Here is a 12,061-nt window from a genome sequence, read left to right as displayed (position 1 = left end):
AAAAAAACCGCAGCTTGCTGCGGTTTTTCGACGACTCAAAAGCGCAACACTGTGCTACATCTTCTGGCCCTGCATGAAACGGTCAAACGTTGCTTCGGTGAAGCGGAACCACAGGTTCTGGTCGCCGCGGAACTTCGCGTAGTCCGCATACACCTTGCGCCAATTCTCATTCTTGGCGGACAGCTCTTCATAGAGCTTCATGGATTCCTTGAAGGCCGCGTTCATGACATCGGCCGGGAAGGGGCGGAGCTTGGCGCCGGCACCTACGAGCTGCTTCAGGGCCGTCGGGTTTTTGGTGTCGTATTTGGCCTGCATGTCCACATGCGCTGCGGCACTGGCAACTTCCACAATGGCCTTGAACTCGGGCGTCAGCGCGTCATACGCTTTCTGGTTGATGTACAGGTCGAGCTGCAAGCCGCCCTCCCACCAGCCAGGGTAGTAGTAGTTCGGCGCCACCTTGTTGAAGCCCAGCTTCTGGTCATCGTAGGGGCCGATCCATTCGGCAGCATCGATGGTGCCTTTTTCCAGCGCCTGATAAATCTCGCCGCCGGGAATGTTCTGCGGCACGCCGCCCAGGCGTTCAATGACTTTACCGGCGAAACCTCCCACGCGGAACTTCAGGCCCTTCATGTCGGCCAGCGACTTGATTTCCTTGCGGTACCAGCCACCCATCTGGGCGCCGGTGTTGCCGCAAGGGAAACTGATCATGTTGTACCTGGCATAAAACTCGCGCATCAGCTTCAGCCCGTTGCCCTCGAAACTCCAGGCACTCATCTGGCGGCTGTTCAGGCCAAAGGGAATCGCACCGCCAATGGCAAAGGTTTCATCCTTGCCGAAAAAGTAATATGGCGCCGTATGGGCAGCCTCAATCGAGCCCTGCTGCACGCCATCGACCACACCAAAAGCAGGCATCAACTCGCCGGCAGCGTGGACAGAAATCTCAAACTTGCCGCCGGACACGGCTTTGACATGCCTGGCAAAAGTTTCTGCGCCACCGTAAATGGTGTCCAGCGACTTGGGAAAGCTCGAGGCGAGGCGCCAGCGAACCGCGGCCTGTGCGTGAACAGCAGGCGCGACGCCAGCGGCCAGAACGCCCGCAATGCCGGCATGCTTGATGAGGGAACGACGATCCATCAGGATTTACTCCGAGTTGTGAATTGAAATCTGCACTGGCCAGATTGGCCAGTGGCGCAGTTTGCTAAGACCTCGGGAATTGTAAAAATGGGGCGTACTGCACCCCCTCGGGTTTACCCTCGAAGACCTGACGGGAAGCTGTCGGCGTGGCCCCACGTTCGCTCGCTGCGCGTAGCTCTCTGCCCCCCCGAGGGGGCCGCTGCGCCTGCGGCCCAGCGAAGCCGGTTCCGCGGCCCCGGCTGGAATGTAGAAACCTCGCGTTCGCCTTCTCCGCCGTTCACCCTGAGGTATCGAGGGCATCCTGCAGAAAACTGGACGCTAGTGTGGTGTTGCATGCTTGACGGTACAAATAAAACCGATGGATTTTTGTTCAGGGCAAGGCGCAAACCACAGCAATAGTTCCACTATTGCGAGGATTTGCAACGCCGCCATGGGCAAAAAGACGCGGTTTTATGTACCGGATAGCGTGCAACACCACACTAGATTCAACCAGTGAAGAGATGTGAGAACTCAGGCGACCGACTTGAGTGCCGGCTTGGCAGGCTTGCCGGACTCCAGCAGCGCGGCAAAGCGCGCGGTAATGGCCGCTTCAATACCGGCCGCGTCCAGGCCTTGCAGCGCCAGCAGCTTGGCGGGGTCGCCATGCTCGATGAATTCGTCCTTTAGGCCCAGGTGCAACAGCGGTTTGACGAGGCCGGCGGCCTGCAACGCTTCGCCCACGGCACTGCCGGCCCCGCCCATGATGGCGCCCTCTTCCAGCGTGACCAGTGCCTCGTGGCCAGCCGCCACCTTGAGCAGCAATTCGGTATCCAGCGGCTTGGCCCAGCGCATGTTGACCACGGTGGCACCCAGCTTCTCGGCCGCCTGCAAGGCAGGATAGAGCAGCGTGCCAAACGCCAGGATCGCGATGCCTGAACCTTCGCGGCGAATCTCGCCTTTGCCAAAGGGCAGCGGCTGCAGGCCCGGCTCGGGCTCGACGCCGGCGCCCGCACCGCGCGGATAGCGCACGGCCACCGGATGGTTTTGCTCAAACGCCGAACTCAACAGCTTTCGGCACTCGTTCTCATCGGCCGGACACGCCACGCTCATGTTGGGAACGCAGCGCAAAAACGGAATGTCGTAGGCGCCCGCATGCGTGGCACCGTCGGCGCCGACCAGGCCGGCGCGGTCGAGTGCAAACACCACCGGCAGGTTTTGCAGCGCCACGTCGTGAATCAGCTGGTCATAGCCACGCTGCAAAAAGGTCGAATAAATCGCGACCACTGGCTTGAGCCCTTCGCAGGCCATGCCGGCTGCAAAGGTCACCGCATGCTGCTCGGCAATGCCCACGTCGTGGTAGCGCCCCGGGAAGCGCTTGTGAAACTCCACCATGCCCGAGCCTTCCCGCATCGCGGGTGTGATGCCAACCAGGCGCTTGTCCTGCTCCGCCATGTCGCACAGCCACTGGCCGAACACCTGCGTGAAGGTTTTCCTGGCGGGTGCGCTGGATTTCTGCAGGCCCATGGCCGGGTCAAATTTTCCGGGGCCATGGTAGGCCACCGGGTCCGCTTCGGCCAGCTTGTACCCCTGGCCTTTCTTGGTGACGACGTGCAGAAACTGCGGGCCCTTGAGGTGCTTGATGTTTTCCAGCGTGGGAATCAGGGACTCCAGATCATGGCCGTCAATCGGTCCGATGTAATTGAATCCGAAATTTTCAAACAGCGTGGCGGGCACCACCATGCCCTTGGCATGCGCCTCCAGGCGTTTGGCCAGTTCAAGCAGCGGCGGCGCCACCCTGAGCACCTGCTTGCCGACATTTTTGGCCGACGCATAAAAGCGGCCGCTCATCAATTGCGCCAGGTAGCGGTTCAGGGCTCCGACGGGCGGGCTGATGCTCATGTCGTTGTCGTTGAGCACCACCAGCAACTTGCAGTCGTCATGCACGCCCGCGTTGTTCAGGGCTTCAAAGGCCATGCCGGCGCTCATGGCACCGTCACCGATGATGGCGACCGCATGGCGGTCTTCCCCCTGTTGGTGGGCGGCCAGCGCCATGCCCAGCGCGGCAGAAATCGAGGTCGAGGAATGCGCAGTGCCGAAGGTGTCGTACGGACTCTCGTCCCGGCGCGGAAAACCCGACAAACCGCCGAACTGGCGCAGGCTGCCCATGCGATCGCGCCGCCCCGTGAGGATTTTGTGCGGATAGGTCTGGTGGCCCACATCCCAGACCAGCCGGTCCTCGGGCGTGTTGAAAACATAGTGCAGCGCCACCGTCAGTTCCACCGTGCCAAGGTTGGAGCTCAGATGCCCACCGGTCTTGGAAACGCTGTCGAGCACGAAGGCTCGCAACTCGTCAGCCAGGGCCTTGAGCTGGGCGCGGGGCAGCCTGCGCAGGTCTGCGGGGCTGTTGATGGTTTCGAGCAATGGGTACATCGTGGTGTGTCTGTTATGGCGAGGCCGGTCCCCGGCTCCCGGATCCTAGTGGTGGCGATTGACCAGCATGTCGGCCAGCGCGCGCAATGCATCGGTGTTGCCAAGCCCGCTGGCATCAAGACTGGTCAGCGCCTTGCCCAGCAATTGCTGCGCGTAGTCTTTGGACGCCTGCAGTCCCATCAGCGAGACAAAAGTGGGCTTGTCCTGGGCCGCGTCCTTGCCGGCTGTTTTACCCAGCGTGGCCGAGTCGGCGGTGACATCGAGAATGTCGTCCACCACCTGGAATGCGAGGCCGACCGACGCGCCGTAATCACGCAGAGCTTGTTGCGCGGCGAGCGGTGCGGCGCCGCAGGCCGCGCCCATCATCACGCTGGCCTGCAGCAGTGCGCCGGTTTTGAGGCGGTGCATTTCATGCAGTTGCCCGGACGTCAAGGGCAGGCCCACACTGGCCAGGTCTATCGCCTGACCACCGGCCATGCCCTGAAAGCCCGCGGCCTGCGCCAGCATGCGGCACAGGCGTGCCTGCGTGGCGGCATTCACCGAGCCATCGTCGGGAGTGAGGAATTCAAAGGCCAGCGCTTGCAGGGCGTCACCCGCAAGCAGCGCCTGCGCCTCGCCGAACTTGACGTGCACCGTCGGTTTGCCACGGCGCAGCACGTCGTTGTCCATGCACGGCATGTCGTCATGCACCAGCGAGTACGCATGAATCAGCTCGACCGCACAGGCTGAGCGCAGCGCAGCACCGGTATTGCCGTTCACGGCTTCGCAGGCAGCCATCACCAGCAGCGGACGCAGGCGCTTGCCGCCGTCGAGCACGGCATAACGCATGGCATCGCCCAGGCCTGCGGGTGCCGGCGCATCGGTCGGGCAAGCCACCCAGCGGGACAAGGCCTGCTCGATGGTCTCAAGCTGCTGTGCGCTCCAGGCGCTCAACGTGAACAAAGGCAGTTTTTCAGGGGCGTTCAAGCTATGGTCTCTGTATGGTCTCTGATGACTTGTATTCAGGGGTGACCCTGGAAATTACTCTTACTCTCGCCCTACTCTTGTACCCAGGGCTTGAGTTCCGTGCCCTCCAGGACCTTGATCTGGGTTTCCACGGTCTCAAGCTTGTCGCGGCAAAACTTCAGCAACTGCGCCCCACGCTGGTAGCCCGTGAGCAGTTGGTCCAGCGGCAACTGGCCCGACTCGAGGCCAGCCACCAGCCCCTCAAGCTCCTGCAGGGCAGCTTCATAGCTGGCAGGTAATGGAGGCGCCGATGATCCGCTGGTTGCTGAAGCAGCGGCAGGGACAGGAGAAGGGGAGCTTTTGGCCATGGTAATTGGGTGGAGGTGTGATTTTAGGCCGTTGCAGGTCCGTTTTAGGTTCCCCGGCGGGTTCTCGGAGGCACAACACTATTATCCGATGACGGGTTGGGAATATCCCCCCACCCCCCACAGGGGTACAATTGATAATAGTTCTCGATAACAGCACTTGATAACGTCGCCTCGGGCCCGCAGTGCAGCCCTCCAGCTTTGTTCCCCCCATTGGCGGTTGCCCAGCCTGCCGATTTACCTGCCCCCCAAGCCCGCCTGCTGCGGCATGTCCACCAAAATTGCATGTCTGATCTAAGCCTTCGCCTGCTGCAGGCCACCAGCCAGCTCCCCATCTCCAGCTACTTTGACACCGGCCTGTACCAGCGGGAGCAGCAAAAGCTGTTTGCCCGCGGGCCGCGCTACCTGGGCCATGAGCTCGCGGTACCCAACCTGGGCGACTTTTATGCGCTGCCCCATGAGGGTGAAGGCCGCGCACTGGTGCGCAACAGGTCAGGCATTGAACTGATTTCCAATGTCTGCAGGCATCGCCAGTCGACCATGCTGCAGGGGCGCGGCTCTTTGGGCAACGGGGCCGACAGCAACATCGTGTGCCCGCTGCACCGCTGGACCTACAACACCTCGGGCGAACTGATCGGCGCACCGCACTTCGAAATTGATCCCTGCCTGAACCTCAACCGCTACAAAACCACCACCTGGAATGGCCTGGTGTTCGAAGACAACGGCCGGGACATCGCCGGCGAGATGTCGCAGCTGGCCACAAGGGCCGACCTGGATTTTGCCGGCTACCAGCTGGACAAGGTCCACCTGCATGAATGCAACTACAACTGGAAGACCTTTATCGAGGTCTACCTTGAGGACTACCATGTGGGCCCTTTCCACCCCGGGCTAGGCGGGTTTGTCACCACGGAAGATCTGCGCTGGGAACTAAAACCCAGTTACTCGGTGCAAACCGTGGGCGTGTCCGACAAGCTGGGCAAGCCCGGCACCGACACCTACAAAAAATGGCATGACGTCGTGCTGCAATACCGCCAGGGCGTGGCACCCAAATACGGCGCGATCTGGCTCACCTACTATCCGCACGTGATGGTCGAGTGGTACCCGCATGTGCTGGTGGTCAGCACGCTGCACCCGCAGGGCCCCGACAAGACACTCAACGTGGTCGAGTTTTTCTACCCCGAGGAAATCTGCGCCTTCGAGCGCGAGTTCATCGAAGCGCAGCAGGCCGCCTACATGGAAACCTGCGTGGAGGACGACGAAATCGCGCTGCGCATGGACGCCGGCCGCAAGGCGCTGATGCAGCGCGGCGACAACGAGTTCGGCCCCTACCAGAGCCCCATGGAAGACGGCATGCAGCACTTTCACGAGTGGTATCGCCGCGAAATGGGCGCCAGCAAAACCACGCAAATGATCTGAGGGCATGCCCCTCGCTATGCACTTGATGGCTGCCAACCCGGACCCGTACCGGGTTACGGCCTTTTTTTACGCCTGAAAAATCTGCGGACGACCACACACGATGCAAGCCGTCTGGATGATCGCCTCCTCGTTCCTGTTTGCCACGATGGGAGTTTGCGTCAAGTACGCCTCCCAGCACTTCAACAGCGCCGAGCTGGTGTTTTACCGCGGCGTGCTGGGCATTCTTTTCATGGCCGCCTATGCCCGCGCCGCCGGCACCTCCCTGCGCACCAGCGTGCCCGCCATGCATGCGTGGCGAAGCGTTGTCGGCGTGGTGGCGCTGTCGGCCTGGTTTTATGCCATTGCACACCTGCCGCTGGCCACCGCCATGACGCTCAACTACATGAGCAGCGTCTGGATTGCCGCGTTTTTGGTGGGCGGCTCGCTCATGCTCGGTCGCCCCAACAAGCGGGGAACCAGCCAGGGCCCGCTGGTACTGGCAATTCTCGCCAGCTTCGCCGGCGTGGTCATGCTGCTGCGCCCCGCCATGGACCAGAACCAGACCCTTGCCGGCCTCGTGGGACTGCTGTCCGGACTGGGGGCCGCATTTGCCTACATGCAGGTGATGGCGATTTCGCGCATGGGTGAGCCCGAAACGCGTACAGTATTTTATTTTGCAGTGGGTACTACGGTGGCTGGCGCCTTGGGCATGCTGGTCACGGGGATTTCGCCCTGGCACTGGCAACATGCGCTCTGGCTGCCCCCGTTGGGAATTCTGGCTTCTCTCGGCCAACTGGCCATGACCAAGGCGTATTCGATGTCTTCCACCTCCGATGGCCATGGCGGAACCCTGATGGTCGCCAACCTGCAGTACTCTGGCATTGTGTTTGCGGCGCTCTACAGCTTGATCCTGTTTGGCGACAATATTCCCCTGATGGGTTGGGCCGGCATGGCGCTCATTATTGTCAGCGCGATTGTTGCCACCGTGCTGCGGGCAAATGCGGCACCTAACGCGCCCGCCGAAGAGCATTGACCTGCAAGTGAAGGAGCATTGAGATGAACTACACCACCCTGATTTCTGCGGAGCGGCTGCAGGGGCTGATGGCCCGGGGCCAACGCCTGCGCGTGTTTGACTGCAGCTTTGACCTGATGCAGCCGCACGCTGGAGAACAGCAATACCTGGAGGCGCACATTCCCGGCGCCGTGTACGCCGACCTGGACAAGGCCCTGACCGCCAGGCACGGGGTGCCGGGCGCCCATGGCGTGATCACGGCCACCGGCGCCGACGCCCCCGCTTCAGGCGGGCGCCACCCGCTGCCCAATCGTGAAAAATTTGCCACCTGGCTGTCCAGCGTCGGCTTTGCCAATGACATGCAGGCCGTCGTCTACGACCGCAATGGTGCCAACTACTGCGGCCGGCTGTGGTGGATGCTCAAATGGGCCGGCCACGACAGGGTGGCGGTGCTCGATGGCGGGCTGCAGGCCTGGCAGGCAGCGGGAGGCGACGTCAACAGCGGCGAAGAACCCGCGCACTTTGCGGCGACTTTTCTGCTCTCCCCTGCGCGGGCCAAGCTCGTCGATGCGCAGACCGTGGCCGAACGGCTCGGACGCCCCGGCCAGACACTGATAGATGCACGTGCCGCACCCCGTTTCAGGGGCGAGGTGGAGCCACTGGACCCGGTGGCCGGCCACATTCCCGGTGCGCTGAACCGGCCTTTCAGCCAGAACCTCGGCGCCGACGGCAAATTCAAACCGGCAGCGCAACTGAAAGCCGAGTTTGAAGCCTTGCTGGGCCAGCGCGATCCGGCCACCGTCGTTCACCACTGCGGTAGCGGTGTCAGTGCGGTGCCCAACCTGATCGCGATGGAAGTCGCGGGTCTGGGTCGCACAGGCCTGTATGCGGGCAGCTGGAGCGACTGGTGCAGCGACCCGGACCGGCCGGTGGCGCAGGGCTGAAACCCTTCAGGCCCTGCTGAAAAAACGCCGTGGCGCGCACAACGCCCTGGAGTTTTCTGGCAGCTTTCTCATCCTGCGCTGCGGGACGATCCAGCGACGAATCAGTTGCGGGCGCCGCTGGCTGCCGATGCCGGGGGAGTCGCTGCTGAACCCGTCGTATCGGTTCCCATGGGGGTGCTGCCCGACATGGCGCCGCCACTGGAACCGGTAGAACCCGTAGACCCGGTAGAACCGCTGGTGGAACCTGTGGAGCCGGGCGTGGTGGAAGGACTTGTCATGGGCTCCGGCGAGGGTGTCGATTTCGTGGCGGCGTCGTCCACTTTCTTGCCGCAAGCGCCCAGCGCCAGCAAAGCAGACAAGGCCAGCGCCATCGTGGCAGCGGATTTCAATTTGGATGCGTGCATGTAGGTATTTCCTTTTTTAAACGGGGATTGGCCGGGTGTTCAGCCAGATTTCAATGTAACCAGACTGCACGTTTTCCCCATGAGACGCTGCCTTGCCCGTCTGTAGGGATTTTTCGCCTGCTGCCGGGCAGCTATTGCGCCCAGCGTCGCTGTGCTGTATGCCGATGCGGCCTGGCCTGACGGGGCTGGGGGCCGATAGCAAGGCAAATTCCCGCGCCAGCCATCGGGATTTGCATCGAATTTCGTCTTCCGTCTGTCCTACATCGCCAGCCCGGCAGGACTGACAGATAGCTCCCCCTGGCACCCCTAAATTGAAAGTGTGGCGGGCAWTGGTGCCCGCCACTTCAACAGCAACGCGACCGGAGTAATTCGTCAGTCAAAGCGTTGTTTCAATCCTGAAGGAGACTTTTTAATGGCTTCCAGCAACCAAGGGAATCAAGGCAACCAGGGTAACCAGAACCAGGGGGATAACCGGGGCGACAGCCAGCGCAGCGGCAAGTCCGAGCGAGGTTTCGCCGCGATGGACCCGCAACGTCAGCGGGAAATTGCCAGCGAAGGGGGCAAGGCTGCGCACCAGAGCGGCAAGGCCCATCAGTTCACCTCCGAGGAAGCCAGCGAGGCGGGCCGCAAAGGAGGCCAGGCCAGCGGCGGTCACCGCAGCAGAAACCAGGGCAGCAGCCAGGCGGACAAAGGCAATCAGACAATCGATCAGCCAGGCAACCCAGGGGGTAATCAGAGCGGCCGCAGCTGACCTCCCGCTTGCACAGCCTGACAGCGGGGCGATAGTCGCCCCGTTTTTTCGCCTCAACTTTGAAAAGGATGACCGGGAGCCCGGCTGGCTCATAGCGGCCTTGCGTCAACGCCCGCCTGGTCCTCAGAGGGTCATGCCGGTGCGCCGGTTCAACGGCCTGCATGGATACTTGTCCTACACGCAGCGTCAATACTGGTTGACACCGCCGCCGCGGCAAGGTGATTTCATAAAGAGCGCAAGTCCCCCTCACCCTAACCCTGGAGAGCGCCATGCCACGCGGAGACAAGTCAAGCTACACCGACAAGCAAAAACGCCAGGCCGAACATATCGGGGAAGGCTATGAAAAACAGGGCGTCAGCAAAGCCACAGCCGAAAAACGTGCCTGGGCCACAGTGAACAAAACCACCGGCGGCGGGAAAAAATCAGGCTCGGGCCGCAAGTCCTAGACTGCGTCCGCCTTTTGGCTTCCGGTCGTGTTGCGCCGCGGCTCCGCACGACAGGGGCCGGCGCGCGGTATTGCCGGTAAGCGCTACTCCATGACCATGACGCGCAGGAAGACGGCCTTGCGCCGGTTGGTCCTTATCCGATGTCGATGGGCATGGGCGTGGGCTGCACCTCACCGGGATCAGGCGGCGTGGACAACGGTGGTACGGGCTCGGGTGGCGGCACATCAGGGCTGGTGGCCATGGCTATTTCTTTTCCGTCGGTTCGGGTTCGGGCTGTGCGGGCGGATCAGACAACTCGGGCCGGAGCGGCAATTCGCGGATCATGGCCTCCCCTTCCTCATCAGGGCCGTCCGAGGGAAGGTCGGGCTCGCTCCTGAGTTCCGGCTCTTCATGGTTTCTTGACAGGCTGCGGGGCCCTCTTTCCGGGACCGCACTGTCAGCAGCGGCCACCGGCGTATCTGCCCCGCTAACCTGCGCAGGCTCATCGGACGACCCCGTTCCGATGGGCACACCGCGATCAAGAGAGGGGCTGGAGGCGGCCACCATCACCCCCCAGCCAGCATGGATGGCAGCATGTTGTGCACCACAGCAGAGGCGGCCATGCTGGCCAGTGCCGCAATCAAAAAGGCAATGCATGCCCGCAACAGGGGATGGCGGCTGCGGACCTTGGCCGGGGCTTCAGGCGCACGAGCAGTCCGCCGGCCAGCAAAATGTTCGGCTTCCGAAGCCGGGTGCGGATTCAGATTCAGATTCATGGCGGTTCCTTGGCTGGTTTGCATGGAAGTTGCATGGAGCTACATGGAATATTCGCGCCAGCCGCCGCCCGGAGTTATAGGCGGCCAGGCCCTGTGTTTGTCAGCTGCCGGCTGACACGGCGCGGTGGCGCTACTAACCGCCGACCCCCCAAAAAAAAATCCGCAGGAAAGTGGTTCTGGCCCATCAGTTCGGGCCGAGCGCCACCATTCGTCAAATCTCGCGTCAGATCGACAGCCATTGAGGAACAGACTGGTGCTACCATTCGCTGAAACTGGTTTCAGAACCTGCCATCCCCACCCCATGACCGGCAAGAAAACTTTGCACCCTATTTCCGCCGCGCAGCCTTCGGCCCGCGCCACCATCGCTGATGTGGCGCGGGAGGCGGGTGTCTCCAAAGCCACGGTGTCACGGTTTCTGAACCATCGCGAGAGGTTGCTCACGCCGGACATTGCGGCTCGCGTGGAAGTCGCCGTCGCCGCGCTGGGCTTCAGCCCCAGCCCCATGGCCCAGGCGCTGAAACGGGGCCGCTCGCGCCTGATTGGCCTGGTGGTGGCCGATGTGACCAACCCATATTCCGTGGCGGTGCTGCGGGGTGCCGAAAAAGCCTGTCAGGAGGCCGGTTACCTGCTCATGCTGTTCAACCTGGGCAACGACAGCCGGCGTGAGACCGAGGCCATCGAGGCCCTGACCGCCTACCAGGTGGAAGGGCTGATTCTGAACACGCTGGGGCGCGATGCCGGCGCCGCCGCCGAGGCCGCGCACCATGGCAAGCCAGTGGTGCTGGTGGACCGGCGCCACCAGGACATGCAGGCCGACTTCGTGTCGCTCGACAACGCCGGCGCCGTGCAGCTGGGCGCCCGCCACCTGGTGGACGCCGGCTACCGCGAGCTGCTTTTTGTCTCGGAGCCGCTGAAGGATGTGAGCTCGCGCATGGAGCGCGAAAGCGCGTTTCGCAACTTTATCGGCGAGTCTGCGGCGGATACGCCAGGGCTGGCAGGCCACACGTTTGAAAGCGTGGCAGACGACACGCAAGGGCTGGACCAGGCCCTGCGTGACTTGCGCCAGCGCGCCGGCGAACGCCCACCTGGCGTGGTCTCCAGCAACGCCGTGGTGACCCTGCGAGTCGTGGCGGCCATGGCGCGGCTGGGCTGGCGCTTCGGCTCCGACGTGGGCCTGGTGGGTTTTGACGAAACCGAATGGTCGCCTTATGTGGGCCCGGGCCTGAGCACCATCGCCCAGCCGACCGACGAACTGGGCCAGCTGGCCGCCGGCTGCCTGATTGAGCGCCTCAAAGGCCTGGACCTGCCGCCGCGCCAGATTTTGCTGTCCGGCCGGCTGGTGCCGCGCGGCTCCTCCGTGCCTCACCGGACTGCCTAGCCGCCAGATTTACGGGAAGAATGCCTGGGAACCCTGGAGATTCCCGGTTGCGGCGCAAGTCATGCTTCTTTTATAATTCACTGAAACCGATTTCACAATCAAGTCTATCCGGCCCGCTGCTTC

At 62.5% G+C, this 12,061-nt stretch carries 12 protein-coding genes; 6 read left to right on the top strand and 6 right to left on the bottom strand.

Annotated features, from left to right (window positions below; translation table 11 throughout):
• Positions 1–54: 54 nt before the first annotated feature.
• The 4 genes from AC1DS5_RS13160 to AC1DS5_RS13145 form a co-directional block, all read right to left on the bottom strand.
• Positions 55–1,134: a TRAP transporter substrate-binding protein gene (locus AC1DS5_RS13160; protein WP_477718711.1), complete on the bottom strand. Its 1,080-nt coding sequence runs from the start codon at positions 1,132–1,134 to the stop codon at positions 55–57.
• A 510-nt stretch (positions 1,135–1,644) separates the two neighbouring features.
• Complete coding sequence (gene dxs, locus AC1DS5_RS13155) at positions 1,645–3,543, bottom strand: 1-deoxy-D-xylulose-5-phosphate synthase (RefSeq protein ID WP_477718710.1); 1,899 nt, start codon at positions 3,541–3,543, stop codon at positions 1,645–1,647.
• Positions 3,544–3,588: 45 nt separating this feature from the next.
• A complete protein-coding gene (locus tag AC1DS5_RS13150) occupies positions 3,589–4,509 on the bottom strand; it encodes a polyprenyl synthetase family protein (RefSeq protein WP_477718709.1) in 921 nt (306 codons plus the stop codon).
• Positions 4,510–4,580: 71 nt separating this feature from the next.
• Positions 4,581–4,856, bottom strand: a complete 276-nt coding sequence (locus AC1DS5_RS13145) for an exodeoxyribonuclease VII small subunit (protein WP_477718708.1) — start codon at positions 4,854–4,856, stop codon at positions 4,581–4,583.
• Positions 4,857–5,138: 282 nt separating this feature from the next.
• On the opposite strand from AC1DS5_RS13145, the gene AC1DS5_RS13140 reads away from it, so the two are divergent.
• The 3 genes from AC1DS5_RS13140 (at position 5,139) to AC1DS5_RS13130 (ending at position 8,204) form a co-directional block, all read left to right on the top strand.
• Positions 5,139–6,269, top strand: coding sequence for an aromatic ring-hydroxylating oxygenase subunit alpha (locus AC1DS5_RS13140; RefSeq protein WP_477718707.1), 1,131 nt, complete (start codon positions 5,139–5,141; stop codon positions 6,267–6,269).
• A gap of 100 nt (positions 6,270–6,369) precedes the next feature.
• Positions 6,370–7,281, top strand: coding sequence for a DMT family transporter (locus tag AC1DS5_RS13135; RefSeq protein WP_477718706.1), 912 nt, complete (start codon positions 6,370–6,372; stop codon positions 7,279–7,281).
• Between the two features lie 23 nt (positions 7,282–7,304).
• Positions 7,305–8,204: a sulfurtransferase gene (locus AC1DS5_RS13130; protein WP_477718705.1), complete on the top strand. Its 900-nt coding sequence runs from the start codon at positions 7,305–7,307 to the stop codon at positions 8,202–8,204.
• Positions 8,205–8,305: 101 nt separating this feature from the next.
• On the opposite strand, the gene AC1DS5_RS13125 is transcribed toward AC1DS5_RS13130, so the two are convergent.
• Positions 8,306–8,608 (bottom strand): hypothetical protein, encoded by a 303-nt coding sequence (locus AC1DS5_RS13125; protein WP_477718704.1) that lies wholly within the window; start codon positions 8,606–8,608, stop codon positions 8,306–8,308.
• A 412-nt stretch (positions 8,609–9,020) separates the two neighbouring features.
• Here AC1DS5_RS13125 and AC1DS5_RS13120 point away from each other — a divergent pair, with 412 nt between their 5' ends.
• Positions 9,021–9,359, top strand: a complete 339-nt coding sequence (locus tag AC1DS5_RS13120) for a KGG domain-containing protein (RefSeq protein WP_477718703.1) — start codon at positions 9,021–9,023, stop codon at positions 9,357–9,359.
• Positions 9,360–9,628: 269 nt separating this feature from the next.
• Positions 9,629–9,805, top strand: a complete 177-nt coding sequence (locus AC1DS5_RS13115) for a hypothetical protein (RefSeq protein ID WP_477718702.1) — start codon at positions 9,629–9,631, stop codon at positions 9,803–9,805.
• Positions 9,806–10,350: 545 nt separating this feature from the next.
• On the opposite strand, the gene AC1DS5_RS13110 is transcribed toward AC1DS5_RS13115, so the two are convergent.
• Entirely contained in the window at positions 10,351–10,560 is a 210-nt protein-coding gene (locus tag AC1DS5_RS13110) for a hypothetical protein (RefSeq protein WP_477718701.1), read from the bottom strand.
• A 301-nt stretch (positions 10,561–10,861) separates the two neighbouring features.
• Here AC1DS5_RS13110 and AC1DS5_RS13105 point away from each other — a divergent pair, with 301 nt between their 5' ends.
• Positions 10,862–11,938 carry a LacI family DNA-binding transcriptional regulator gene (locus AC1DS5_RS13105; protein ID WP_477718700.1) on the top strand — a complete coding sequence of 359 codons (1,077 nt, stop codon included), beginning with the start codon at positions 10,862–10,864 and terminating at the stop codon, positions 11,936–11,938.
• Positions 11,939–12,061 lie beyond the last annotated feature (123 nt).

This window comes from Polaromonas sp. P4_H1 (assembly GCF_056400945.1).
Note: the sequence above shows the minus strand (reverse complement) of the source record. Positions and strands in the feature narration are given on the sequence as shown.